Annotated in this window: 26 protein-coding genes; 16 read left to right on the plus strand and 10 right to left on the minus strand. The window is 64.0% G+C overall.

What is annotated here, in order from left to right; genetic code table 11:
* Positions 1 to 22: 22 nt before the first annotated feature.
* From ACYQ0L_RS01790 to ACYQ0L_RS01810, 5 genes are all read left to right on the plus strand, one after another.
* Positions 23 to 397, plus strand: coding sequence for a phage holin family protein (locus tag ACYQ0L_RS01790; RefSeq protein WP_459787216.1), 375 nt, complete (start codon positions 23 to 25; stop codon positions 395 to 397).
* Positions 394 to 699 carry a hypothetical protein gene (locus ACYQ0L_RS01795; RefSeq protein WP_459787217.1) on the plus strand — a complete coding sequence of 102 codons (306 nt, stop codon included), beginning with the start codon at positions 394 to 396 and terminating at the stop codon, positions 697 to 699. The genes ACYQ0L_RS01790 and ACYQ0L_RS01795 overlap by 4 nt, the downstream gene beginning before the upstream one ends.
* Positions 700 to 775: 76 nt before the next feature.
* Positions 776 to 1,255 carry a hypothetical protein gene (locus tag ACYQ0L_RS01800; RefSeq protein WP_459787218.1) on the plus strand — a complete coding sequence of 160 codons (480 nt, stop codon included), beginning with the start codon at positions 776 to 778 and terminating at the stop codon, positions 1,253 to 1,255.
* Positions 1,256 to 1,366: 111 nt separating this feature from the next.
* Positions 1,367 to 1,612, plus strand: a complete 246-nt coding sequence (locus ACYQ0L_RS01805; protein ID WP_459787219.1) for a DUF4170 domain-containing protein — start codon at positions 1,367 to 1,369, stop codon at positions 1,610 to 1,612.
* A gap of 7 nt (positions 1,613 to 1,619) precedes the next feature.
* Positions 1,620 to 2,108, plus strand: coding sequence for a GNAT family N-acetyltransferase (locus ACYQ0L_RS01810; protein ID WP_459787220.1), 489 nt, complete (start codon positions 1,620 to 1,622; stop codon positions 2,106 to 2,108).
* A 30-nt stretch (positions 2,109 to 2,138) separates the two neighbouring features.
* Here the strand turns inward: ACYQ0L_RS01810 and greA are convergent, their stop codons facing one another.
* From greA to carA, 4 genes are all read right to left on the minus strand, one after another.
* Positions 2,139 to 2,606: a transcription elongation factor GreA gene (gene greA, locus ACYQ0L_RS01815; RefSeq protein WP_459787221.1), complete on the minus strand. Its 468-nt coding sequence runs from the start codon at positions 2,604 to 2,606 to the stop codon at positions 2,139 to 2,141.
* Between the two features lie 117 nt (positions 2,607 to 2,723).
* Positions 2,724 to 6,179: a carbamoyl-phosphate synthase large subunit gene (gene carB / locus ACYQ0L_RS01820; RefSeq protein ID WP_459787222.1), complete on the minus strand. Its 3,456-nt coding sequence runs from the start codon at positions 6,177 to 6,179 to the stop codon at positions 2,724 to 2,726.
* A complete protein-coding gene (locus ACYQ0L_RS01825; RefSeq protein WP_459787223.1) occupies positions 6,179 to 6,679 on the minus strand; it encodes a hypothetical protein in 501 nt (166 codons plus the stop codon). Before ACYQ0L_RS01825 ends, carB begins: the two co-directional genes overlap by 1 nt.
* Positions 6,676 to 7,854: a glutamine-hydrolyzing carbamoyl-phosphate synthase small subunit gene (carA, locus tag ACYQ0L_RS01830; RefSeq protein WP_459787224.1), complete on the minus strand. Its 1,179-nt coding sequence runs from the start codon at positions 7,852 to 7,854 to the stop codon at positions 6,676 to 6,678. The genes ACYQ0L_RS01825 and carA overlap by 4 nt, the downstream gene beginning before the upstream one ends.
* 181 nt (positions 7,855 to 8,035) lie before the next feature.
* Between carA and ACYQ0L_RS01835 the strand changes: the two genes are divergently transcribed.
* From ACYQ0L_RS01835 to rpoD, 4 genes are all read left to right on the plus strand, one after another.
* Complete coding sequence (locus ACYQ0L_RS01835; protein ID WP_459787225.1) at positions 8,036 to 8,488, plus strand: GatB/YqeY domain-containing protein; 453 nt, start codon at positions 8,036 to 8,038, stop codon at positions 8,486 to 8,488.
* Entirely contained in the window at positions 8,485 to 9,213 is a 729-nt protein-coding gene (locus ACYQ0L_RS01840) for a hypothetical protein (RefSeq protein ID WP_459787226.1), read from the plus strand. Before ACYQ0L_RS01835 ends, ACYQ0L_RS01840 begins: the two co-directional genes overlap by 4 nt.
* Positions 9,214 to 9,280: 67 nt before the next feature.
* On the plus strand, positions 9,281 to 11,176 hold the full coding sequence (gene dnaG, locus ACYQ0L_RS01845) for a DNA primase (protein WP_459787227.1): 1,896 nt from the start codon (positions 9,281 to 9,283) through the stop codon (positions 11,174 to 11,176).
* Positions 11,177 to 11,185: 9 nt separating this feature from the next.
* On the plus strand, positions 11,186 to 13,186 hold the full coding sequence (gene rpoD, locus ACYQ0L_RS01850; protein ID WP_459787228.1) for an RNA polymerase sigma factor RpoD: 2,001 nt from the start codon (positions 11,186 to 11,188) through the stop codon (positions 13,184 to 13,186).
* 73 nt (positions 13,187 to 13,259) lie between these two features.
* Here rpoD and ACYQ0L_RS01855 read toward each other — a convergent pair whose 3' ends face one another.
* Complete coding sequence (locus ACYQ0L_RS01855; protein ID WP_459787229.1) at positions 13,260 to 14,498, minus strand: sensor domain-containing phosphodiesterase; 1,239 nt, start codon at positions 14,496 to 14,498, stop codon at positions 13,260 to 13,262.
* A gap of 264 nt (positions 14,499 to 14,762) precedes the next feature.
* On the opposite strand from ACYQ0L_RS01855, the gene rpiB reads away from it, so the two are divergent.
* The 4 genes from rpiB to ACYQ0L_RS01875 are packed head-to-tail and all read left to right on the plus strand — an operon-like array spanning position 14,763 to position 17,488.
* Entirely contained in the window at positions 14,763 to 15,212 is a 450-nt protein-coding gene (gene rpiB / locus ACYQ0L_RS01860; protein ID WP_459787230.1) for a ribose 5-phosphate isomerase B, read from the plus strand.
* A gap of 4 nt (positions 15,213 to 15,216) precedes the next feature.
* Positions 15,217 to 16,539, plus strand: coding sequence for a serine hydroxymethyltransferase (glyA, locus tag ACYQ0L_RS01865; RefSeq protein ID WP_459787231.1), 1,323 nt, complete (start codon positions 15,217 to 15,219; stop codon positions 16,537 to 16,539).
* Between the two features lie 11 nt (positions 16,540 to 16,550).
* Positions 16,551 to 16,772, plus strand: a complete 222-nt coding sequence (locus tag ACYQ0L_RS01870; protein ID WP_459787232.1) for a hypothetical protein — start codon at positions 16,551 to 16,553, stop codon at positions 16,770 to 16,772.
* 14 nt (positions 16,773 to 16,786) lie between these two features.
* Complete coding sequence (locus tag ACYQ0L_RS01875) at positions 16,787 to 17,488, plus strand: RNA methyltransferase (protein ID WP_459788009.1); 702 nt, start codon at positions 16,787 to 16,789, stop codon at positions 17,486 to 17,488.
* 50 nt (positions 17,489 to 17,538) lie between these two features.
* On the opposite strand, the gene ACYQ0L_RS01880 is transcribed toward ACYQ0L_RS01875, so the two are convergent.
* On the minus strand, positions 17,539 to 17,850 hold the full coding sequence (locus tag ACYQ0L_RS01880) for a chorismate mutase (RefSeq protein WP_459787233.1): 312 nt from the start codon (positions 17,848 to 17,850) through the stop codon (positions 17,539 to 17,541).
* A 241-nt stretch (positions 17,851 to 18,091) separates the two neighbouring features.
* Here ACYQ0L_RS01880 and rpsD point away from each other — a divergent pair, with 241 nt between their 5' ends.
* Together rpsD and ACYQ0L_RS01890 are read left to right on the plus strand one after the other, a co-directional pair.
* Positions 18,092 to 18,706, plus strand: a complete 615-nt coding sequence (gene rpsD, locus ACYQ0L_RS01885; RefSeq protein WP_459787234.1) for a 30S ribosomal protein S4 — start codon at positions 18,092 to 18,094, stop codon at positions 18,704 to 18,706.
* Positions 18,707 to 18,835: 129 nt separating this feature from the next.
* Positions 18,836 to 19,000, plus strand: coding sequence for a hypothetical protein (locus tag ACYQ0L_RS01890; protein ID WP_459787235.1), 165 nt, complete (start codon positions 18,836 to 18,838; stop codon positions 18,998 to 19,000).
* A 7-nt stretch (positions 19,001 to 19,007) separates the two neighbouring features.
* On the opposite strand, the gene ACYQ0L_RS01895 is transcribed toward ACYQ0L_RS01890, so the two are convergent.
* Positions 19,008 to 19,733, minus strand: coding sequence for a M50 family metallopeptidase (locus ACYQ0L_RS01895; protein ID WP_459787236.1), 726 nt, complete (start codon positions 19,731 to 19,733; stop codon positions 19,008 to 19,010).
* Positions 19,730 to 20,860, minus strand: coding sequence for a tRNA guanosine(34) transglycosylase Tgt (gene tgt / locus ACYQ0L_RS01900; protein WP_459787237.1), 1,131 nt, complete (start codon positions 20,858 to 20,860; stop codon positions 19,730 to 19,732). The genes ACYQ0L_RS01895 and tgt overlap by 4 nt, the downstream gene beginning before the upstream one ends.
* Before the next feature lie 109 nt (positions 20,861 to 20,969).
* Between tgt and ACYQ0L_RS01905 the strand changes: the two genes are divergently transcribed.
* Positions 20,970 to 21,479, plus strand: coding sequence for a hypothetical protein (locus ACYQ0L_RS01905; RefSeq protein WP_459787238.1), 510 nt, complete (start codon positions 20,970 to 20,972; stop codon positions 21,477 to 21,479).
* Between the two features lie 78 nt (positions 21,480 to 21,557).
* On the opposite strand, the gene ACYQ0L_RS01910 is transcribed toward ACYQ0L_RS01905, so the two are convergent.
* Positions 21,558 to 22,109 carry an outer membrane beta-barrel protein gene (locus ACYQ0L_RS01910; RefSeq protein ID WP_459787239.1) on the minus strand — a complete coding sequence of 184 codons (552 nt, stop codon included), beginning with the start codon at positions 22,107 to 22,109 and terminating at the stop codon, positions 21,558 to 21,560.
* Between the two features lie 264 nt (positions 22,110 to 22,373).
* Positions 22,374 to 23,321 (minus strand): DUF481 domain-containing protein, encoded by a 948-nt coding sequence (locus tag ACYQ0L_RS01915; RefSeq protein ID WP_459787240.1) that lies wholly within the window; start codon positions 23,319 to 23,321, stop codon positions 22,374 to 22,376.
* Between the last annotated feature and the right edge of the window lies 1 nt (position 23,322).

A 23,322-nucleotide genomic window follows, 5' to 3' on the forward strand; every position in this document is an offset into this window, starting at 1 on the left:
TGCTGCGCCACATGGCACAGCGGTGCCTCCGATTTCGGATACCACGCGCGCGGACGAGGAGCCTTTGGGCTCCCTGTTCGACGATGCCTATGCGCTTTACGAAGACGGGCGCACCTATGTCGAAGCCGAAGTCGCCTTCCAGAAATCGCGCGCAAGCTATGCTTCGCGCGAGACGGGATCGGGCATCGTCTTCGCCCTCGGTGCGCTTGCCTTTCTTCATCTTGCGCTGATCGGCCTCGTCGTCGGTCTCATCATCGCGCTCGCGCCGATCATCGGGCCCTTAGTGGCGACCGCCGTGGTCGTTGGCACGTTGCTGGTGCTGATGGCGATCGTGGGGCTCGTCGCGCGGTCGCGCTTCCAGCGGGTAAGCCGCGCCTTCAAGGAGGACCGGCCATGAACCCGCGCAAGCTCCGCATGGAAGAAGACCGCGCGCTGCGCGATGCCGCCCGTGCGCTGGTGAAGGATGATGTCGATCACCTGAAGGGCGATGTCGAAGAAAAGGGGATCGGCGCGCGGATTGCCAGTTCCGCCCTGCTCGGAGCGGGCGACATCTTCGCCGAAGGTAAGGAGCTGGTCGATAAGCACAAACCCGCATCCTACGGCGTCGGGGCGATCGTCGCGATGATCCTCGGCTGGTGGGCGTTCGGCGGGTCCGACAAATCGGACAACGAGGACTATGCGTGGGACGAAATCGATTGATTCGCTGCGCAACTCCGGAACTCTAAGCCCCTCCCAGCGCTTGATTAATAACGCACACACCGGTTGGAGACCAAGCATGAGCACCCAGGAACAGCGCGACGAACTACGCCGCAAGATCGAAGAAAGCGAACGCCGCAACGAAGAGCGCAGCATCGCCGACATGGCGCGCGACGCCACCGACACGGCGACCGAATTCGTCAAGGCGCACCCGATCCTGACGGTCAGCGCGGTCGCCCTGATCGGTCTCGCGATAGGTTCGCGCACACGCAAGGGTCGCGAACTGACCGGTCGTGCGGCAGGCTTTGCCGATCACCTGGCCGATATCGGTCTCGCCTATGCCTCCGGCATGGCCGGCAAGGTGAGCGATGCGACCCGCCATAGCGGCGACCGTCTGGTCGATTTCGGCGACGACGTTGCCTATGGCAGCCGTACCGCACGCCGCAATGCCCACTATTTCGCAGAGCGCCAGAAGGACGCCGCGCGCCACGCAGGCCGTCGCGCCGCGCGCAAGGCAGGCCGGGGCTATCGCGATCTCAAGAGCGCCCTTCCCTTCTAGGATCGAACAGCACCCGGTCGTAAGGGATTGTCCCTTGTGAGACGTTGTTGTTTTTGAGCCCGCACGCGTTAATGCGTGCGGGCTTTTTCACATCCAGCAGAGAGTCCCCCGATGTCCGAGAATACCGTTCAGGAAACCACCAGCCCGCAGCTGCTCCATCTGGTGATGGGCGGGCGGGTCAAAGACCCGCGCTCGGTCGAGTTTCAGGATCCCGAGAGCATCCATGTGGTCGGCGTCTTCAGCAGCTACGAACAGGCCGAGGAAGCCTGGCGCGCAAATGCCCAGCGCACGGTCGACGATGCGGAAATGAAGTACGTGATCGTCCATATTCACAAGCTGCTCGAACCCGCGGCCTGAGAGCTGCGTGCCCTATCGTATCCGCCTCTTCCGCGAGGATGACGCGGATGCGCTGGCCGCGCTTGCCGTGCGTTCGATCGAACAGATCGGACCGCGCGCCTATTTGCCTGCGCAGGTCGCAGCATGGGCGGGCCGTCATGGCGATGCGGCGCGCTTTGTCGAGCGAGCGCGCGCCGGGCACATTATACTGCTAGCCGTCGACGAAAACGATGCGGCCTGCGCCTACGCACTCCTGGAATCGACTGCGGAGGCCGGTGGCCATCTCGACCACCTTTATTGCGACCCGGCGCATACCCGCCGCGGGCTGGCCGAGCGCTTGCTGACCGAGGCCGAGACACAAGCGCGCGCAATGGGCGCACGGCGTCTCTATAGCGAGGCGAGCGAACTCGCCCGGCCCGCTCTCGAACGGGCCAGCTACCTCGTCACGCACAGACGCGACTTCGAAGTGGACGGCGTGCCGATCCACAATTTCGCGATGGAAAAATCGCTCGCCTGAACGCGCGGGTGCGCGCGCAGGCGGGCAATCCTACAGGAATTCGATCTTGTCGAGCAGGTAGAACTTGTCGCCCGAAGGGACCGTCACCTCAATCTCCTCGCCCACCTTCTTGCCGATCAATGCGCGGCCAAGAGGCGAGTTGTAGGATATGCGGCCCGATTTCGCGTCCGCTTCGGTCTGTCCGACAATCTGGTATTTCACCGGCTTGTCGTCCTCGTCGAGCAGGGTCACGGTCGCGCCGAACACCACCTTGTCGCCCGAAAGGGTCGTCGGATCGATGATCTGCGCACGGGTCACCCGGTCCTCGATCTCGGCGATCTGCGCCTCGACCTGGCCCTGCCGCTCCTTCGCGGCGTGATATTCGGCGTTTTCCGAAAGATCGCCATGTGCACGCGCTTCTTCAATCGCGTCGACGATTTTCGGACGTTCCGCGCGCAGGGCTTTCAGATCGGCGGTGAGCCGCTCATAGCCTTCTGCCAGCATCGGAACTTTTTCCATGGGTACCCCCGATCTATCCAAATTGGCCCTGTTGAGGCTCTTTTCCCGAAAGTCCGCCCCTGCCGCGCCCTTGCGGGGCGGTAAGACGAGGAGGAGTTTTCGGGAGAAGTACCGTCGTCAGGTCGCCGAATAATAGGACTGCAAGGACCGAACTTCAAGCGTGTGCGATGCAAGGGCGGTGATCGCCTCCACAGCTGCGCGTCCGGCAGAGGCCGTCGTGAAGTACGGCACCTTGTGTTCCAGCGCGCCGGCCCGGATCGACTGGCTGTCTCTCAGCGACTGCCAGCCCTCGGTCGTGTTGAGAATCAGGTCGATCTCGCCATCGATGATCCGGTCGACGATATGCGGCCGGCCTTGGGCAACCTTGTTGACCTGCGTGACCGGCAGACCCTGGTCGCTCAGGAAATCGTGCGTGCCGCCGGTGGCCACGATTTCGAACCCGGCATCCACCAGGCCGCGTACCGCATCCACGATCGTGGGCTTGTCGCTATCCTTGACCGAGACGAAGGCCCGGCCCTCGCGCGGCAGCATCATCCCTGCGCCCAGCTGGGCCTTGGCGAAGGCCATCGCGAAATCGCGGTCGAGCCCCATCACCTCACCGGTCGATTTCATCTCGGGCGAAAGGACGGGGTCCACGCCGGGGAAGCGGCCCCACGGGAACACCGCTTCCTTGACCGCAACATAGTCCAGCTCGCGATTGATCGGCGGCAGGTCGGCCAGCTTCTCGCCCGCCATGATCCGCGCCGCGTACTTGGCGATCGGCTGCCCGATGGTCTTGGCGACGAAGGGCACCGTACGGCTCGCGCGCGGATTGACCTCGATCAGGTAGACCTCGCCATCCTTGATCGCGAACTGCGCGTTCATCAGCCCGACGACCTTCAATTCGCGCGCCAGCGCTTCGGACTGCCGCTCGATCTCCTCGACAACTTGCGGGTCCAGCGAATAGGGCGGCAGGGTGCAGGCACTGTCGCCGGAGTGTACGCCCGCCTCCTCGACATGCTGCATCACGCCGGCGACGACGATATCCGTCCCGTCGCACAGCACATCGACATCGCATTCGATCGCATCGCGCAAATACTGGTCGACCAGCACGGGGCTCTCGCCCGACACCTTCACCGCGCTGGCGATGTAGTCATCCAGCTGGGCCTCGGAATCGACCACCTGCATCGCGCTGCCGCCGAGCACGTAGGACGGGCGCAGCAGCACGGGGTAGCCGATGGTGCGTGCCGCGGCGGCGGCCTCGTCGCGGCTCTTGGCGATGCCGTTCTCGGGCTGTTTGAGCTTCAGCTTGTTGACCAGCTTGGCAAACCGCTCCCGGTCTTCGGCGAGGTCGATCGCGTCGGGGCTGGTGCCGAGGATGGGAATACCCTCGTCCTCCAGCGCCTGCGCCAGCTTGAGCGGGGTTTGCCCGCCATACTGGACGATCACGCCGACCAGCTCGCCCTGCACCATCTCGCGGCTGAGGATTTCGAGCACGTCCTCCGCCGTCAGCGGCTCGAAATAGAGGCGGTCCGAGGTGTCGTAGTCGGTCGAGACGGTCTCGGGATTGCAGTTGACCATGATGGTCTCGAACCCGGCCTCGCTCAGCGCGAAGCAGGCATGGACGCAGCAATAGTCGAACTCGATGCCCTGCCCGATCCGGTTGGGCCCGCCGCCGAGGATCACGATCTTGCGGCGGTCGGAGGGGTCGGATTCATCGGCCGGAGCGCCGAATGCGGGCGCCTCGTAGGTCGAGTACATGTAAGGCGTGGCGGCCTCGAACTCGGCGGCGCAGCTGTCGATCCGCTTGTAGACTGGCAGCACGCCCAGCTTGTGGCGCAACTGGCGGACTTCGGCCGCGCTGGTCGCGCCGGCCATCGCCTGCATCGCGTCGTGCAGGAGGCCCGAACGCGCAGCGACCTGGCCGCGCGGCGCGCCGACCGACTGGACCGCCAGGCGCGCAAGCTGCGCGTCCGAGAAGCCGAGCGCCTTCAGCCTGCGCAGGTCCGCCGCCTCGCGCGGAAGGCCGTCGGCGGCGACGCCCTTCTCGGCCTCGATGATCGCCTCGATCTGGCTCAGGAACCACGGGTCGTAGGTGGTCGTTTCGCGGATCGTCTCGAACGGGATCCCGGCGCGGAAGGCCTGCCCGATGCCGAGCAGGCGGCTCGGCGTGCGGCGGCTGATCGCGGCAAGGATCTGGTCGTGCGAGGCATCTTCCAGCTCTTCCACCGGGTCCAGCCCATCCAGCCCGGTTTCGAGCCCGCGTAGCGCCTTCTGCAGGCTTTCCGCAAAGCAGCGCCCGATCGCCATGACCTCGCCAACCGATTTCATCGCGGTCGACAGAACAGGCTCGGCCCCCTTGAACTTCTCGAACGCGAAGCGGGGAATCTTGGTAACGACATAGTCGATCGTCGGCTCGAAACTGGCGGGCGTGGCGCCGGTAATCTCATTGGTGATCTCGTCGAGCGTGTAGCCCACCGCCAGCTTCGCCGCGACGCGTGCGATGGGGAAGCCGGTCGCCTTGGACGCTAGAGCGGATGAACGCGAAACGCGCGGGTTCATCTCGATCACGATCAGGCGGCCGTCCTTGGGATTGACCGCGAACTGCACGTTCGAGCCGCCCGTCTCGACGCCGATCTCGCGCAGCACCGCGATGCTGGCGGAGCGCATGATCTGGTATTCCTTGTCGGTCAGCGTCAGCGCGGGCGCGACGGTGATCGAATCGCCCGTGTGCACGCCCATCGGATCGACGTTCTCGATAGAGCAGATGATGATGCAGTTGTCCTTGCGATCGCGGACAACCTCCATCTCGTATTCTTTCCACCCGAGCAGCGATTCCTCGATCAGCACCTCGGTCGTCGGGCTGGCGTCGAGGCCGGAGCGCACGATCTGCTCGAACTCCGCCTTGTTGTAGGCGATGCCCCCGCCCGTGCCGCCCAGGGTGAAGCTGGGACGGATGATCGCAGGCAGGCCGGTGAAGTCGAGCGCATCGAGACTGCGCTGGATACCCGCGGCGACGTATTTCTCCTTGCGGCGCTGCTCCCCGCGGCGCCATTCGGTCTCGAACTTCGCCAGTTCATCGCCGGAAAGGTCGGCGGCGCGGCGCGTGTATTCGGCGCGGTCCTCGGCCAGCAGATCATCGGCATTGATCGTGCGCGAGCGGGCGCTTTCCAGCCCGATCTTGTCCATCGCCTCGCGGAAGCGCTGGCGGTTCTCCGCCTTGTCGATCGCGTCGGCATCGGCGCCGATCATCTGCACCCGGTGCCGCTCCAGCGCGCCGCTTTCGAACAGCTTGAGCGCGCAGTTCAATGCGGTCTGCCCGCCCATCGTGGGCAGCAGCGCGTCAGGCTTTTCCTTGGCGATGATCTTCTCGACCACCTCGGGCGTGATCGGCTCGATATAGGTCGCGTCGGCGAACTCGGGATCGGTCATGATCGTCGCCGGGTTCGAATTGACGAGGATGACGCGATAGCCCTCCTCCTTCAGCGCCTTGATCGCCTGCGTGCCCGAGTAATCGAACTCGCACGCCTGCCCGATGATGATGGGCCCCGCGCCGATGACGAGGATGGAGGAAATGTCGGTACGTTTGGGCATTAGTTTTGCCTCTGAATTGTAGTAAATCGCCGCAAGGAAATTCCATCGCGAAGCCGCTTGCAGCCCGCGCCGATCGCTTGCGTGAATGATACTTTCTGGGACGAATTGACCCTAAAGAGCGTCATGTCATTTGTCCTGAAGACCTCGGTATCGCCCTCCGGTTCGCTCTCCAGAAACTCCTGTTCGTTGAAGCCGTCAGAGGCGCCTTCAACGACAACGACAGAATGCTTCCCGCTCTTTGCCGGGTTCGATCCCCAGAACCGCTCGATCGCCCCGTCGCCTAAAGCAGTTATCTCGTAAGTGAAACTGGCATCGACCGCCTCCTCCGGAGACGAGAACGTCTGGCTCTTTAGCCTTTCCAGACACTGATCCTCGGTAACGACATCATCGGTATCGAAATTCCTGTTGGAAGTGATTGTGGTCGTCGGAACCGCGTTTTCGGAACAAGCCGAAACCGAGGCGACTATGATCAGGGCACTGGTGAGGCTGATACGGATCACCCCAGCATCCCCACAAACTTCTCGAAGAGGTAGAAACTGTCCTGCGGCCCCGGCGATGCCTCGGGGTGGTACTGCACCCCGAATGCCCGCTTGCCCGTAATCGCGATCCCACAATTGGTGCCGTCGAACAGCGAGACGTGCGTCTGCTCGACGCCGGCGGGCAGCGTGTCGCCGTCGACCGCAAAGCCGTGGTTCATGCTGGTGATCTCGACCAGGCCGGTCGCATCGCCCCACCCTTCGCCGACGCGCTGGACGGGGTGGTTCGCGCCGCGGTGGCCCTGGAACATTTTCGACGTTTTCGCGCCCGCAGCCAGCCCCAGCAACTGATGCCCGAGACAGATGCCAAAGATCGGAATGTCACGCTCGAGCAGACCCTGGATCACCGGCACCGCATAGACGCCGGTCGCAGCCGGATCGCCGGGGCCGTTGGAAAGGAACACGCCGTCGGGTTCGTGCGCCAGCACTTCCTCCAGCGTCGTTTCCGCAGGCACCACCGTCACCCGCGCGCCCGCGCGAACGAGCTGGCGGAAGATATTGTCCTTCGCGCCGAAGTCGATCGCGACGACGTGCGGCTTCTCCGCCGCGCTCTCGCTGTAACCCTTGCCCAGTTCCCACGCGCCGCCGCGCCAGCCTTCGTGCGCCTTGCGCGATACCCGGCGGGCGAGGTCCATGCCTTCGAGCCCAGGCCACCCGCGCGCCATTTCGAGCAGGGCGACCATGTCGAAAAGCCCGTCCTTGCTGTGCGAGATCACTGCGTTGGGCGCGCCGTTCAGGCGGATCAGGCGGGTCAGCGCGCGCGTGTCCACACCCGCAAGGCCGATCTTGCCCTCGGCCTTGAGCCACGTATCGAGATCCTCGGTCGAACGGAAATTGCTCGGCCCCGTGGGCACTTCGCGCATCACGCAGCCGACCGCGCTTTCGACCTTGCTCTCAATGTCTTCGGGGTTCGCCCCGACATTGCCGATATGCGGGAAAGTGAAGGTGACGATCTGCCCGGCATAGCTCGGGTCGGTCATCACTTCCTGGTATCCGGTCATCGAGGTGTTGAAGCACACCTCGCCCACGGCGGAGCCTTCCGCCCCGCATCCGATTCCCCACAGGGCCGTGCCATCGGCCAGCAACAGAACCCCCGTTGCTCCTGAAGGCTGCGCAGGGGTGATGTCGGCTGAAGCCATGGGCTTATCCGTTCCTCGTAAAAAGTGTTTCCGGCGATGTGCGCTAAGCCATCCGGCTAGGCCCACGGTCCCGACCCGTCAAGCGCCCAACCCGCCCTTTTGTGCATCGGCGGTTGGCAATCGGAACATTTGTTATATGCGGGCGTCTGTTGAGTCAGACACAAAGGTAAATCGGCAAACCATGATACGCGAGACGATCCAGAAGGAAGTCATCGCCGCGATGAAGGGCGGCAACAAGGAACGCACGGCCGCGCTCCGGCTGATCCAGGCGAAGATCAAGGACCGGGATATCGAACAGCGCACCGCCAAGGGCGAGGTGAACGACGACGAGCTCGTGACCGACGTCCTTCTCAAGATGGCGAAGCAGCGCAAGGAATCGATCGCGATGTACCGCGATGGCGGGCGCGACGAACTGGCAGAGAAGGAAGAATACGAACTCTCGGTGATCGAGGAGTTCCTCCCCAGGCAGATGGACGAAGCCGAAACCCGCGCCGCGATCGACCAAGTGAAGACCGATCTGGGCGCGGCCGACATCAAGTCGATGGGCAAGGTCATGGCCGAACTGAAGACGCGCCACGGCGCCACGCTCGATATGACGCGGACCAGCGGCTGGGTGAAGGAAGCCCTCTCGTGAGGCGGGGGCTCGCCTTGCCTGTCGCGCTCGCGCTGTGTGCGGGGCTCCCGGCATGTTCGGACGAGCCCGACACCGCGGCCCCTGCGCCCACGCCCACCGCCAGCGCGACCAGCGATGCGCCCTCCGATCCGCGAAGCCTCGTGGCGGCGGACTTTGGCGAGCTCGACCTTGGCGCGAAGATCGAAGGGCCCGTCGGCCCCGAGGTCGAGGCATCGATCGTGTTCGATCAGCGCTCGATCGGTGACATCGTCAGCTATGTCGCCTGTCCCTCCGAATACCGGGACGAGTGCAATCCGGAAGATCTGCCCGAGGGCACGATCTACACCTATGTCCACACAATCCGCCCCGGCGTGGACGACCCGAACGATCCGCCCTTCAACCGCCCCGTCGGCCTCGACGAGGTGCAGATGGCGACCGCCTTCGCCACGCTGCGCGAAGCGAGCGGCTTCACCGGCGCGATCGGTTACGACCGCGACGAGGTGGCCAAGGCGCTCGGCCCCGATGGCCGAATCCGCGTGCTCGACGACAATGGCACGCTCGTCTGGCGTGTGGTGGGCGGCGATGGCTGGGGCACGGGTGAACAGATCACCTTCTTCTGGCAGAGCACGCTGCCGCCCGAAGGCCCGGCGGAGGTCTTCTCGCTGCGCGCGGACGAGAAGATTGGCCTTGCATCCGGCCCCTTCCCGCCCCGCGAGGATAAGGCCAAAGACGCCGCCGCCGACTAGGAAATGGCGGATGGTCGACCGCGAAGGCTAGCGTGCAAGACCGCGCGCATCTAAGGTCCGCTACGCGATGGCGCTTTCCCCACAATGGCTCGATCAGCTGCGGACCCGTGTGACGCTGTCCAGCGTCATCATGCGGACGACCAAGCTGCAGCGCGCAGGGCGCGAATGGAAGGCGTGCTGTCCGTTCCATGACGAGAAGACGCCCAGCTTCACGGTCAACGACCAGAAGGGCTTCTACCACTGCTTCGGCTGCGGCGCGCATGGCGATGTGATTCGCTGGATGACCGACCAGCGCGGCCTCACCTTCATGGATGCGGTGAAGGAACTCGCGGTGCAGGCGGGGATGGAAATGCCCGCGCCCGACCCGCAGGAAGCGCGCAAGGCCAAGCGGCGCGCCGGGCTTCACGATGCGATGGGCGCGGCGCAGGAATTCTTCGTGCGCGAACTGGCGGGCCCGCGCGGCAATGCGGCGCGCGACTACCTTGCCAAGCGCGGCTTCTCACCGGCGATCATGCGCGAATTCGGCTTCGGCTATGCCCCCGACGAACGGCAGGCGATGGCCCAGGCGCTCGGCTCCCTGCCCCCGCAGCTGCTGGTCGAAGGCGGGCTGCGTATCGCGATCGACGGCAAGGAGCCGTACGACCGTTTCCGCGACCGGCTGATGCTGCCGATCCACGATGTGCGCGGACGGGTGATCGCGTTCGGCGGGCGCATCCTGACGGCGAAGGAAGGCGCGCCCAAGTACCTCAACTCGCCCGAAACGCCGTTGTTCGACAAGGGCCGCACGCTTTACAACATTCACCGTGCCAGCCCGGCTTCGCGCAAGAGCGACCGGATCATCGTGGTCGAAGGCTATATGGATGTCATCGCGCTCGCGAATGCGGGGCTCGCGGAAGGCGTCGCCCCGCTCGGCACCGCGCTGACCGAGAATCACATTGCGGAGCTGTGGCGGCACGTCCCCTGCCCCATCCTGTGCTTCGACGGTGACGCCGCCGGCCAGCGCGCTGTGCGCCGCGCGATCGAGCGTGCGCTGCCGCTGCTGGGACCCGGCCACTCCCTCGCGATTGCATGGCTGCCCGCCGGGCTCGATCCGGACGACCTCATCAAGGCCAAGGGCGTCGCGGCGTTCGAAAAAATTCTTGGCGATGCGCAGCCGCTGCTCGAGGCGCTGTGGACGCTGGAGGCGCGCGCCGCGCCGCTCGATACGCCCGAGGCGAAGGCCGGGCTGAAGGCGCGGCTGATGGCCCATATCGAGTCGATCGAAGAGCCCGACGTACGCGCGCTCTATCGCCGCGACCTGCTCGACAAATTTTCCGCCTTTGCCTTCCCGAAGCGCGAAAAACCGCCGTTTCAGCCGCGCAAGCAATGGCGCCGCGATGCGCCCGAACCGCTCTCCCCGGAGCTTGCGAAGCGCCTCGCCAACCTCGCCGAAGGCGGCCAGCGCCAGCGTCTCCTGGCCGAAGTCATGGGCCATCTTGCTGCCTTTCCCGAACTCGTCGAAGGCCATCGCGAAGCCCTGGGCGAACTCGCGGAAATCGACCCCGCGACGATTTCTTTGCTCGATCCTGTGCTCGAACGCGCGGAAACGCTTGAAGCCGACGACAAAAAGGCCATATTCGATCCGCGCTGGGGCTCCCGGTCCGCTGAACAATCCGCACCTGGCTTGTCTAGAGAAGCCAAAGATGCAGCGACCGCGCGCGAAGACCTGGCCGAAGCCATCGAGTTGCTGGTCGAAGGACCGGCGCTCGAGAAAGCATTGGCCGCTGCGACGGAGCGTTTCGAACACGATCCCGAAGGCGCGTTCGCCGAACAACAGCGTCTGCTCAAGCGGAAGCTGGCTTTCGACGCACGCTTGAGCCAGATGGCGACGAGGCGGATCGCGAGAGCGACACCGGCAAGAGATTCAAAAGCCGTTGCGGCTTCACCGGAAGATGGTGAACGCATCGGACAGAAAACGGATTAGCAGAGGCCCATGGCGTCGGACGCGAAAACCCAAGAAACCGAAGATGCACCCCTGATCGATCTCAACGAGGCATCGATCAAGAAGCTCATCACCAAGGCGAAGAAGCGCGGCTACGTTACGTATGACGAGCTGAACGAAGCGCTGCCGCAGGGCGAGATGAGCTCGGACCAGATCGAGGATATCCAGGCCGCGATCTCCGAAATGGGCGTGCAGATCGTCGAATCGGACGACGAGGTCGAGGCGGAAAAGGACGAAGTCGAGGAAATCGCCCCCGATTCGACCGCCAAGAAGGACGCCAAGCCCGCCGCCGCCGCGCCCAAGAAGACCGTCGATGCCCGCACCGACGATCCCGTCCGCATGTATCTGCGCGAGATGGGTGCGGTCGAACTGCTCAGCCGCGAGGGCGAAATCGCCATCGCGAAGCGGATCGAGGCCGGTCGCGACACGATGATCATCGGGCTGTGCGAAAGCCCGATCACCTTCCACGCCATCATCCAGTGGTCCGACGCGCTCAACGAAGGTGAAATGCAGCTGCGCGAGATCCTCGATCTCGACGCGATGCTCTCCAAGGAACCTCCCGTCGACAAGATGGAGGAGGAGAACGAGGACGACAGCGGCGAGATTTCCGAGGAAACCGCCGGGCCGACGATCCGCGAAGACGACGAGGATGACGACGAGTCGGAAGACGGCGACGAGGACGGCGATGGTGAAACCAAGCGCCGCGACGACGACGAAGAAGAAGACAATACGATGTCGCTGGCCCAGATGGAGGCCGCGCTCAAGCCCGACGCGCTGGAGCGTTTCGCGCGCATCACCGACCTGTTCAAGAAGTTCGAGAAACTTCAGGGCGAACGCGTCGACACGCTGGGCCGCGGCGACGTGTTCCCGGCGGCGAAGGAAAAGAAGTACGAGGACCTGCGCGAGCAGCTGACGGCGGAAGTCGAAAGCGTGCAGTTCCACGCGACCAAGATCGAATTCTTGGTCGACAACCTCTACGCCTTCAACCGCCGCCTGACCGCGCTGGGCGGCCAGATGCTGCGCCTGGCGGAGCGTCACAAGATCAAGCGGATCGACTTCCTCGATGCCTATCTCGGCAACGAGATGGACGACGACTGGCTGACCAGTCGCACCAAGGACAAGAAATGGGGCGCCTTCGCCGAGAAGGAAGCCGATTCGATCGAGCGCATCCGTCAGGAAATCAGCGACATCGCCAGCCAGACCGGCATGGCGTTGCCGGAATTCCGCCGGATCGTGAACATGGTCCAGAAGGGCGAGCGTGAGGCGCGCATTGCCAAGAAGGAAATGGTCGAGGCGAACCTGCGCCTCGTGATTTCCATCGCCAAGAAATACACCAACCGCGGGCTGCAGTTCCTCGACCTGATCCAGGAAGGGAACATCGGCCTGATGAAGGCGGTCGACAAGTTCGAATACCGCCGCGGTTACAAGTTCAGCACCTATGCGACCTGGTGGATCCGGCAGGCGATCACCCGCTCGATCGCCGACCAGGCGCGCACGATCCGCATTCCGGTCCACATGATCGAGACGATCAACAAGCTGGTTCGGACTTCGCGCCAGTTCCTGCACGAGCAGGGCCGCGAGCCCACGCCCGAGGAAATGGCCGAGCGTCTTTCGATGCCGCTCGAAAAGGTGCGCAAGGTGATGAAGATCGCCAAGGAGCCGATCAGCCTCGAAACGCCGATCGGTGACGAGGAAGATTCGCACCTAGGCGATTTCATCGAGGACAAGAACGCGATCATCCCCGTCGATGCCGCGATCCAGAGCAACCTCAAGGAAACCGTCACCCGCGTGCTCGCCAGCCTGACGCCGCGCGAAGAACGCGTGCTGCGCATGCGCTTCGGCATCGGGATGAACACCGATCACACGCTGGAAGAAGTCGGCCAGCAGTTCAGCGTGACGCGCGAACGTATCCGCCAGATCGAGGCCAAGGCGCTGCGCAAGCTCAAGCACCCGAGCCGCAGCCGCAAGATGCGCAGCTTCCTCGATCAGTAGCAATCAAGAGGCCCCGGCAACCCCGGGGCCTTTTTCTATCCTACTTCAGCCACCCAGCTGTCGGCGCTTTGGCTCAGACATTGCTGGTGAGAAGGTACTGATTGGCTCTCACGAAGGGCATCGGCTTGGCAAAGTGGTATCCCTGCCCATACCGCACCCCCAAGTCGCACAGGCTTTCCAGCTCTTCCGCACGCTCGATCCCTTCGGCGACGACATCGCTTCCGATAGCGTTCGCGAAGTGAACGATCGCGGAAGCGAGTGCCTGGCGCGCCGGATCTATATCGATGTTCGTCGTCAGGCTCATGTCGAGCTTGAGCAGGTCCGGCGCGAGATCGACCAGATAGCGCAGGCCTGCATAACCCGCACCGACATCGTCGATTGCGATCTTGGCGTAGGGCCTGATTTCCTTCAGCGCGGCAGCCAGCTTCGCGAAGTCCCCCACCTGCTCGTGCTCCGTTACTTCGAGCACGATCCGCGCATTGCCGGCTTCTTCCAGAGCCCGCGCGACGCGACCGCTCATGATGGCTTCGGGTGATGCGTTGATCGAGATGTAGAGGTCGCCCGGCATCTTCGCGGCTTCGGCCAGCGCCGTTTCCAGCGCGAGCATCTCCAGGTCTGTGCCCAGTTGCACGCTCTTCGCCTGATGGAACCAGTCAGCGGGCGTTCGCCCGGTTGCGCAATCGAACCGGGCGAGGCACTCGAAACCAGCAACGCTTTTCGCGTGCAGGTCGTGAATGGGCTGCAACACGATGCTCAGCGACCGCTCGGCGATGACATTCTCGACCATACGCTGCGTGACCAGGCGCTGCTCGTCCCGGGCCAGGGTCGACTCGATCTGTTCTGCGGCTAGCTGGCCGAATGCGCGCAGGACGTCCATGTCGCGCTGGGTGATGCTGCGATCGGCATCTCGGCTGACGCAGCAGAAACTGCCGAACACGCTGCCGTCCGAAAGGCGCAGCGGGACGTTGAGATGCATGCCCACGGGCAGCATGTCCGTAATCGGCAGTTCGCGGGCGAACGGGATTTCCTGCGCATCATGGATCAGTTCAGGCAGGCGCCCTTCGAGGATGTGCCAGCAGAAGCTGTCCTTGCACGGTTCGCGAAATCCCGCGCCCATCGGTAGTTCGAGCTCGGTATCGACATGCATCAGTTCGCGCTGGTCGTCATCGACATAGCGCCCCACAAAGGCGATTTCCGCATCGAGATGCTGCCGCGCTGCCTTCAGGATCCGCTTGATGGAATCGTTCTCGATCGCCTCGAACCGGAGAGGCTGCGTATCGTCGGGAATGGCCACGGCAAGATTCTTGGTCATGCCATTCCGATACGGCGTAAATCTCTAAAACTGGTGAACTTTACCCCTTGCCCTGCACCATGATCTCGATGCCCCGCAGGGCAATGGCCGTGGTGATCGACCGCATGCCCGATCTGATGGAAAGGCTCGTCGCGAGGCGCGAAGCGGAGCAGACGGGCGAGTAACCGCTCTTAGCGCCACCCTCCGATTTATTGCCGCGCAGTTCGTGGATGCGGGCCTAGATGCGGGTAGCGCCCGAGCGCGCCAGCGACTATGTGCCCCTCCATGCGTATTGCGATAGCTTCAGACCATGCCGCGCTCGACATGAAGGCGGCGCTCCACGAATGGCTTGTCGAGAAGGGGCACGAGGTTGCAGACCTTGGCCCGCACACTCCCGACAGCGTCGATTATCCCGATTACGGGTACAAGCTGGCCAGTGTCGTGGCCGATGGAACCGCCATGCGCGGGATCGCCCTGTGCGGCAGCGGTATCGGCATTTCGATGGCGGTAAATCGCAATCCCGGCGTGCGCTGCGCGCTGGTGTCCGAACAGCTGTCCGCTCAACTTTCACGCGAACACAACGATGCTAACGTCATCGCGATGGGCGCGCGGCTGATCGGGATCGAGCAGGCCAAGGCCTGCGTGCAGACCTTCCTCGAAACGGCGTTCGCCGGCGATCGTCACCAGCGCCGCGTCGACAAACTCTCCAACCCCACCGCTACCGAAAGCGCCTGACACCATGGCCACACAGACCGCGCCCGCCACTGCCCAGACCCGCGATCCGATGGACCGCTTCTGGCACGATTCGCTCGCCGATGCCGATCCTGAGATCGCCGCCGCAATCGACAGCGAATTGGGCCGCCAGCGCGACAAGATCGAGCTGATCGCGTCGGAAAACATCGCCAGCAGCGCGGTGCTGGAGGCTGCGGGCAGCGTGTTCACCAACAAGTATGCCGAAGGCTATCCGGGCAAGCGCTATTACGGCGGCTGCGAATATGCCGACGTGATCGAAACGCTCGCGATCGACCGCGCGAAGGAGCTGTTCGGCTGCGAGTTTGCAAATGTGCAGCCCAACTCGGGCAGCCAGATGAACCAGGCCGTGTTCCTCGCCATGCTGCAGCCGGGCGACACCTTCATGGGGCTGGACCTCAATTCGGGCGGGCACCTGACGCACGGGTCGCCGGTCAACATGAGCGGCAAGTGGTTCAACCCGGTGGCCTACGGCGTGCGCGAAGGCGACGAGCTGATCGACATGGACACGGTCGCGGCCACGGCGCGCGAGCACAAGCCCAAGCTGATCATCTGTGGCGGCACCGCCTATTCGCGGACCTGGGATTTCCCGGCGTTTCGCAAGATCGCGGACGAAGTGGGCGCGATCCTGCTGTGCGACATGAGCCATATTTCCGGCCTCGTCGCGGGCGGCGCGCACCCTTCCCCCTTCCCGCATTGCGACATCGTCACCACCACGACGCACAAGAGCCTGCGTGGCCCCCGTTCGGGCGTGATCCTGTGGAACGACGAGAAGTATTCCAAGCCGCTCAACATGGCGGTCTTCCCCGGCATGCAGGGCGGCCCGCTGATGCACATCGTCGCGGCCAAGGCCGTTGCCTTCCGCGAGGCGCTGCGGCCCGATTTCAAGGATTATGCGCAGCGCGTGGTCGAGAACGCGCGCGCCCTTGCCCAGAGCCTGGAGACGCACGGCCTGCGGATCGTCTCGGGCGGGACGGACAACCACTCGATGCTGGTGGACCTCTCCGCCAAGGACGTCACCGGCAAGGATGCAGAGAAAGGCCTCGATCGCGCCTACCTCACCTGCAACAAGAACGGCATCCCGTTCGACACACGCAGCCCCTTCGTCACTAGCGGTCTTCGCCTCGGCAGCCCGGCGGGCACGACGCGCGGTTTCGGCACCGACGAGTTCACCAAGATCGGCGAACTGATCGCGCGCGTGATCGAAGGGCTGGCAAAGAACGGCCCCGAAGGCGATGCGCAGATCGAACAGGCCGTACGCGCCGAAGTCGGCGAGCTGTGCGCGGCATTTCCCGTGTATCCCGGACGATAGGAGCAGCCCCCATGGACGAACGTGAACCCGGCAACGGGCAGGACTGGGTCGAAGATGCCCGCACCGAAGTTTCCGGCATGTTGAAGGACGGGATGCAGCATCCTTCCACCAAGCCCGTGCTAACCGGCGCGGCCGTGGGCGCGGTCGGCGCGGCGATCCTCCCGCTGGTCACCTGGCCGGTCGGCCTCGCGGCAGGGGCCGGCTACATGCTCTATCGCCGGATCAAGCGCTGAGCGAGAAACCCGTCATCGTTCTCGTCCGCCCGCAACTGGGCGAGAATATCGGCAAAGCGGCGCGCGCAATGGCCAATTTCGGCCTTGGCGAGATGCGGCTCGTCACCCCGCGCGACGGCTGGCCCAACCCTTCGGCCGGGCCTGCCGCGGCGGGAGCGGACTTCATTCTCGACCGGGCGCAGGTGTTTGAAAGCACGGCCGAGGCGGTGGCCGACTGCGCGCATGTTTTCGCCACCACCGTGCGCAAGCGCGGCGTGACAAAGCCGGTGGTGACACCGGAAGAGGCGGCCGACGCGATCCACGCCGAACCCGGCCGCAGCGCGTTTCTCTTCGGGCCCGAACGATCGGGGCTCGAGACCGAGGATGTGGCGCTGGCCCGCACCATCGTGACCGTGCCGATCGATCCCGATTTCGGATCGCTTAACCTCGCGCAGGCGGTCATTCTATGCGCCTATGAATGGTCCAAGCGACGCGGGCTGGCGCAGCCCCCCAAGGAAGACCTGCTGCCACCCGGCCCGCAGGAAGAGCTCGACGGGCTGATCGCCCATCTCGAGCGGATGCTTGAGCCCAAAGGCTATTTCCTGCCGCCCAACAGGGCCGAGGCGACGCGGCGCACCCTGCGCGGCGTGCTGACCAAGCCGGGCTGGAACCATCTGGAGCTGCGGACCCTGCGCGGGGTTCTGTCCTCGCTCGAAAGAGGGCCGAAGCCGGACTGAAAGCTTTTGTCGCCGCAGGAAGAGCGTGATCGTCGGCCGTGGCCGCCCGGTTACGCCCGCCGGCCGTCCCACTCCACCATTTCATAGGCGATCGACGTTTCGACCAGCGCGTCCCAGATGTCGCCCAGCGCCTCTTCGGGAAGGTTCTCGCGCCGCGCATCCTCGCGCACATTGGCGATCACTTCTGCCTTGCGGGCCTCGTCGCGCACATGCCCACGCTCGGGCTTGATCCGTGCGGCGGCGCGCATGTAGCCGAAGCGGACTGCAATCATGCGCATCAGCTCACGGTCGAGCGCGTCGACTCCCGCGCGCACCTCGGCCATGGTTTCGCAATCTTCGGGCGGCTTCACGGTTTCGTTCATCGCAATGGCCTCTGCCCTGACGGCGTGATCCTGTCTATCCCTTGACCCGCGCACGAATATTGCTATGTGCGCGCTTCGCTTCGCGAGCTTTCCTAAAAGCCTCACGAGATTGGCCCCGCACCCCGGTGAAGCGGTGGCCGCGACGTGGATGTCCTCCCGTCGGTGCGATGCCGGGTTCGATGCCTGACTTCAGTTCGATTCTCGGATTGCGGGGCAGGTCAGCAAATTGAAGGAATGGATTATGTCGAAGCGCAAAAGCGCCAAGTACAAACTTGATCGTCGCATGGGCGAGAACATCTGGGGTCGCCCGAATTCGCCCGTCAACAAGCGTTCCTACGGCCCGGGCCAGCACGGCCAGCGCCGCAAGGGCAAGATGTCCGACTTCGGCCTGCAGCTGCGCGCCAAGCAGAAGCTCAAGGGCTACTACGGCGACGTGACCGAAAAGCAGTTCAAGCGCACCTACAAGGACGCCGCGTCCATGAAGGGCGACACCGGCCAGAACCTGATCGGCCTGCTCGAACAGCGCCTCGACATGGTCGTCTATCGCGCCAAGTTCGCACCGACGATCTTCGCCGCGCGCCAGCTGGTCAACCACGGCCACATCACCGTCAACGGCAGCAAGTGCAACATTCCGAGCCGCCGCGTAATGGTTGGCGACGTGATCGGCCTGGGCGGCAAGGCCAAGGACATGGCGCTGGTCATCGAAGCGCAGAGCCTGCCCGAGCGTGACATTCCCGATTATGTCGCGCCCGAAGGCGACGACAAGGTGACCTTCACCCGCGTTCCCAAGCTGGACGAGGTGCCCTACCCCGTCACGATGGAACCCAACCTGATCGTCGAATTCTATTCGCGCTGATCGGTTCGATACGGCAACAAGCCAAGCGAGGGCGGTCCATCTGGGCCGCCCTTTCTTTTTGCGACGAACGGACGTGAAATCAGACGGTTAGAGGGAACGGCCGGGGCAATCCGGCATTCGCCAAGTGCGATGATCCAGTACCGATTTCTGACCCCCAAACGCCGCGGCAAATGGTATTCCACACTCGGCCAGGCACAGGCCGGCGCGAGGGCCATCGGCGCGGGATTTCTCGACCCCGGCGGCACCTTCGTTCCCTATCGCGGAACGGTGCTGGAAATGCGTGAAAAGCCGTGACCCGGCGTCAGCGTCGCGCGCGCCCGAAGGCGTAGCGGAAACTCCACCACAAAAGCAGAACGTTGAGCGCGCTCAGCGCGATGCCCCAGAACCAGTAGGGTAGCAGCAGAGCATCGGCGATCGCGCCGGTGTCGGAGACCTGCGGCCTGCCATCCAGCGTGCCGCCTTCGGTGAACAGGTAGCCCGACTGCGCCCACACGCTGATGATCGCCTGCACGCCCAGCAGCTGGATTGCGAAGCGCTGCTGGTCGGCATGGGCCTGGCGCGCAACCAGTAGGATCGCCAGCCCCATCGGCACCAGCACGGCCCATCCGGTGATACTGCGGACCCAGATCGCGGTGGTCAGGATCAGCGCCGCGCCGAGCGCTGCCAGCGCGATCTGCGTGCCCTTGAGCGTGCGCGACGAGGCGATCAGCGCCGCGCCAGCCAAGGCGGGGCCGATCGGCCCGCCGGCAGCGATGATCGCATCCTCCACCACATTGCGGCCGGGCGATACCTCGGACACTGCAACGCCCGAGCCGTCGGGATAAATCACGAGGTGATCGAACCTTTCGCCCATGAAAATCGCGGCGATCCCGTGTCCCATCTCGTGGAACCAGGTCGTCAAGATGGTAAAGGGGTAGAGCAGCAGCGCGCCAAACGGCGTGCTCCAGAGCATGATCGAGCCGAGGCCGAGGATCACGAGCAGCGCGACCCTTTTCTGCCGATCCTGTTCTGCGAAGTACGAACTCATCCCTTGCGAAGATAGGTATCGCGAAAACCGGCTGCAAAGGTGGCGAACCTGTCCTGCGCAATCGCCTCGCGCATGGTCGCCATCAGCTGCTGGTAGAAACCGATATTATGCTCGGTCAGCAGGATCGCGCCCAGCATCTCGCCCGACTTGATGAGGTGATGCAGGTAAGCGCGGGAGTAGGTCGTACAGGTGGGGCAGGTGCAGCGTTCGTCGAGAGGGCCGGTGTCTTCGGCAAAGCGCGCATTGCGCAGGTTGAGCGGCCCGTTCCAGGTGAACGCCTGCCCGTTGCGGCCCGACCGGGTCGGCAGCACGCAATCGAACATGTCCACGCCACGCTCCACCGCGCCGACCAGATCATCCGGCTTGCCGACACCCATGAGGTACCGCGGGGCCTCAACAGGCAGCTGGCCAGGCGCAAAGTCGAGCGTGGCGAACATCGCCTCCTGCCCTTCCCCCACGGCGAGGCCGCCAATGGCATAGCCGTCGAACCCGATCTCGGTCAGCGCGTCGGCGGAGCGCCTGCGCAAATGCTCGTCGAGTGCGCCCTGCTGGATACCGAACAACGCCGCACGGATCGCGTGTTCGCCACCGGCATCGAAGGCATCGCGGCTCCGCTTTGCCCAGCGCATCGACATTTCCATGCTCGCCTCGATCTCGGCCATGGGGCGATCGGCCCGCGGGCACTCATCGAAGGCCATCACGATATCGCTGCCGAGCAGGCGCTGGATCTCCATGCTCCTTTCGGGCGTGAGCATGTGTTTGCTGCCGTCGAGATGGCTGCGGAATTCCACGCCTTCCTCGGTCAGCTTGTTGAGGTCGGACAGGCTCATCACCTGGTAGCCGCCGCTGTCGGTCAGGATCGGGCGATCCCAGTTCATGAATGCGTGCAATCCGCCCAGCTTGGCCACCCGCTCCGCCCCCGGGCGCAGCATCAGGTGGTACGTATTGCCGAGGATGATGTCCGCCCCCGCTGCGCGCACGGCCTCGGGCTTCATGCCCTTCACCGTGGCTGCCGTGCCGACGGGCATGAAGGCGGGGGTGCGGATCTCTCCGCGCAGCATGCGGATCGTGCCGGTGCGCGCGGCACCGCTGGTGGCGGAGATCGTAAAATCGAAACGTGTCGTCATCGGCCAGTCCGCTAGTGCAGCATTCAACGTGAGTCGATGCATGCGTTCACGCATTGCTCACTGCTGCAGGGGCAGAGGTCGGGTTCTACTGCAAAGGTATAGCCCAAAGATGTTCCGCCAGATCGCCGCCGCCACCTGCCTGCTGGCGGTCGGCTCCACCGCCGCCGCACAAACGCAGGCGCGACCCTGCATCACCGCAGTGGAGAACGAGGCGGTGGTCGCCTACGTCATGCCCGATCTGATCGGTGCGCTGGAGAATCGTTGCGGGCGCGTACTGCCTGCCGATGCATTTCTCGGCACGGGATCTGCAGCGCTCCAGAAGAAGCTTCAGCCGCAGGCGAGCCGCGCCTGGCCCAGCGCTCGCAAGGCAGCGCAGAGGATCACGGGAACGCCAGTGCCGGTCGAGGGGCCGCTCGCGAATATAGCCAAAAGTGCGCTCGCACCGGCTGCCGCGCTATCTATCGCGCAGGGCTTCGATGCGGAGCGCTGCCGGATCGCCGATCGCCTGCTCGCCGAACTCGCGTCACTGCCGGCCGAAAACCTCGCGCGCGTGATGGCACTGTTCCTCGAACTGGGCAGCGCGACGAGTGAGGATGTGCCGTTCCGCGTCTGCCCCTGACGCCGGCGCATTGCCCAATAAAAAAGGGGCCGCCCATCCTTCCGGACAGGCAGCCCCGAGAAGCTCTGGCCGAATGCCTTAGAACTTGAAGCCAACGCCAGCGGTGGCACGCAGCGTGTCGAACGAGATTGTGTCGACGTTCACACGGACCACGGCCTTGCCCAGCGGCACATCGACGCCAGCGCCGACGAGGTAGTCGCTGAACGTGTCGTCGAGATTGGCGGGGATCGCCGATTCATCGACATTCAGGATCTTGGCGTAGTCGAGCTCCACCCACTGGTAGCCGCCACGGACATAGACCTTGGTGCCGGTTTCGGTACGATATCCGAAACGGGCCGAAGCGCCGTAGTCCGAATCGATAGCGTCGGTACCGAGGTTCAGGTTGCCTTCGACACCGGCGAACAGGTTGTCGCTAACCGGGAAGTCGACAGAGGCGAAAGCGCCGAAAATCGGGCTGCCATCGTCGACCGAAATGCCGGTCAGGTCTTCGACTTCGTCGGAAATGCCGAGATCGTGGTAACCGGCAGTCGCGCCAATGGTCACTTCTGCGGCGCTTTCGTCCTGGGCGAATGCAGCGGAGGGAAGAATCGCAACGGCAAACGCTGCCGCGACGTAATATACGGATTTCATTATTACTTTATATCCTTAAAAGATACCGTCATTATGACGATAGAGCCGGGTTATTCGGATCGTCCAACGTCCACAATACTTCCAAATGAGCGGGAGTTATTTTAACTCGACCCTGTTGCGCGATGACAACACTGTGATTATCTGCGAAAAGAAAGTCGTTGTCATTACGGTGCACCGTCTATGCTTACGCTTGACCCAGCAGAATGAAGGCTAGCGATTCCCTGCCAATGCAGGCCGGGCCGTGCCTTCTGGGTAACGATCCGATCAGAACCCGTAGACGAGCGTGAAGCGCGTTAGCGTATCGGTTTTTTCCTGGTTCGGGCGCACGGCGCTGTTGTATTCCAGCTGGTACGACAGCCGCGAACGCAGGCGGTCGTTGATCTTGAAATCGATCCCGCTGAGCAGGTTGAGCGTGGTGTTGCCGCTCTCGACGATCACCAGTGCTTCGCCGCCAGTCTCGGTCACGGCGTTGGCATCCTGCGAAAAGGTGACGCGGTCGGCGATCTTCCAGTCGAAGTCGGCACCGAACAGCGCGGCGAGCCTGTCCAGACTGACCCCGTCGGTCCGCTCGGTCACGCGGTAGGCCGGGCCCGCCTTGATCGAAAGCGTCGCGGAATCGCTTTGGATCAGCGTGTAGCCCACCCCGCCCGACACCGCGTAGCGATGGTCGAACCCTTGGAACCGGTCATGCTCGTACTGGGCGAGGCCATAGGCGAACAGGTTTTCGCCCATCTGGAAGCGCGGTTCGTAGGCCACCAGATACCGCTCGCGACTGGTGACGCCGTTCGAGCGCTGGTAATCGGCCGTCGCACGCAGGGCATGCGTCCAGTCGATCCCTTCGCGCTTCATCGTCACCGCGACCGAAAGCCCGGTGTCCTCGCTGTTGCCGGTGGACACGAAAGCGCCGACCTGCCCTTCCCCGCTCCACAGGTCGAGCACGCCGGCCTGGCGGATCTCTTCCTGCTTGTGTTCCTCGGCAAGCCGCTGCGCCTCGGCCTGGTCGGCGCGCCAGGCCGATTCGATTTCCTTGATCTCGTCGACGCTAGCCGGCTGGGTCTGCTTGGCCAGCTCGAGCACCGTCTCGATCTTCTTTGCATCGCCCGTGGCCATCGCCGCATCGATCATCGCCTGCACATCGGGCGGAATCGCGGCGGTGGCGGGGGTGGCAATCAGGCAGACGCCGGCGGTGGCGAGCAAGGCAGGTCGGAACATG

This window comes from Alteriqipengyuania triglochinis (assembly GCF_054655655.1).

What these genes read in the sequence shown, in the direction of transcription:
- ACYQ0L_RS01795 (WP_459787217.1), top strand. Translation starts at nt 394, where the DNA reads ATGAACCCGCGCAAGCTCCGCATGGAAGAAGACCGCGCGCTGCGCGAT.
- ACYQ0L_RS01800 (WP_459787218.1), top strand. Translation starts at nt 776, where the DNA reads ATGAGCACCCAGGAACAGCGCGACGAACTACGCCGCAAGATCGAAGAA.
- ACYQ0L_RS01805 (WP_459787219.1), top strand. Translation starts at nt 1,367, where the DNA reads ATGTCCGAGAATACCGTTCAGGAAACCACCAGCCCGCAGCTGCTCCAT.
- greA (WP_459787221.1), bottom strand. Translation starts at nt 2,606, where the DNA reads ATGGAAAAAGTTCCGATGCTGGCAGAAGGCTATGAGCGGCTCACCGCC.
- carB (WP_459787222.1), bottom strand. Translation starts at nt 6,179, where the DNA reads ATGCCCAAACGTACCGACATTTCCTCCATCCTCGTCATCGGCGCGGGG.
- carA (WP_459787224.1), bottom strand. Translation starts at nt 7,854, where the DNA reads ATGGCTTCAGCCGACATCACCCCTGCGCAGCCTTCAGGAGCAACGGGG.
- ACYQ0L_RS01835 (WP_459787225.1), top strand. Translation starts at nt 8,036, where the DNA reads ATGATACGCGAGACGATCCAGAAGGAAGTCATCGCCGCGATGAAGGGC.
- dnaG (WP_459787227.1), top strand. Translation starts at nt 9,281, where the DNA reads ATGGCGCTTTCCCCACAATGGCTCGATCAGCTGCGGACCCGTGTGACG.
- rpoD (WP_459787228.1), top strand. Translation starts at nt 11,186, where the DNA reads ATGGCGTCGGACGCGAAAACCCAAGAAACCGAAGATGCACCCCTGATC.
- ACYQ0L_RS01855 (WP_459787229.1), bottom strand. Translation starts at nt 14,498, where the DNA reads ATGACCAAGAATCTTGCCGTGGCCATTCCCGACGATACGCAGCCTCTC.
- rpiB (WP_459787230.1), top strand. Translation starts at nt 14,763, where the DNA reads ATGCGTATTGCGATAGCTTCAGACCATGCCGCGCTCGACATGAAGGCG.
- glyA (WP_459787231.1), top strand. Translation starts at nt 15,217, where the DNA reads ATGGCCACACAGACCGCGCCCGCCACTGCCCAGACCCGCGATCCGATG.
- ACYQ0L_RS01870 (WP_459787232.1), top strand. Translation starts at nt 16,551, where the DNA reads ATGGACGAACGTGAACCCGGCAACGGGCAGGACTGGGTCGAAGATGCC.
- ACYQ0L_RS01880 (WP_459787233.1), bottom strand. Translation starts at nt 17,850, where the DNA reads ATGAACGAAACCGTGAAGCCGCCCGAAGATTGCGAAACCATGGCCGAG.
- rpsD (WP_459787234.1), top strand. Translation starts at nt 18,092, where the DNA reads ATGTCGAAGCGCAAAAGCGCCAAGTACAAACTTGATCGTCGCATGGGC.
- ACYQ0L_RS01890 (WP_459787235.1), top strand. Translation starts at nt 18,836, where the DNA reads ATGATCCAGTACCGATTTCTGACCCCCAAACGCCGCGGCAAATGGTAT.
- ACYQ0L_RS01895 (WP_459787236.1), bottom strand. Translation starts at nt 19,733, where the DNA reads ATGAGTTCGTACTTCGCAGAACAGGATCGGCAGAAAAGGGTCGCGCTG.
- tgt (WP_459787237.1), bottom strand. Translation starts at nt 20,860, where the DNA reads ATGACGACACGTTTCGATTTTACGATCTCCGCCACCAGCGGTGCCGCG.
- ACYQ0L_RS01905 (WP_459787238.1), top strand. Translation starts at nt 20,970, where the DNA reads ATGTTCCGCCAGATCGCCGCCGCCACCTGCCTGCTGGCGGTCGGCTCC.
- ACYQ0L_RS01910 (WP_459787239.1), bottom strand. Translation starts at nt 22,109, where the DNA reads ATGAAATCCGTATATTACGTCGCGGCAGCGTTTGCCGTTGCGATTCTT.
- ACYQ0L_RS01915 (WP_459787240.1), bottom strand. Translation starts at nt 23,321, where the DNA reads ATGTTCCGACCTGCCTTGCTCGCCACCGCCGGCGTCTGCCTGATTGCC.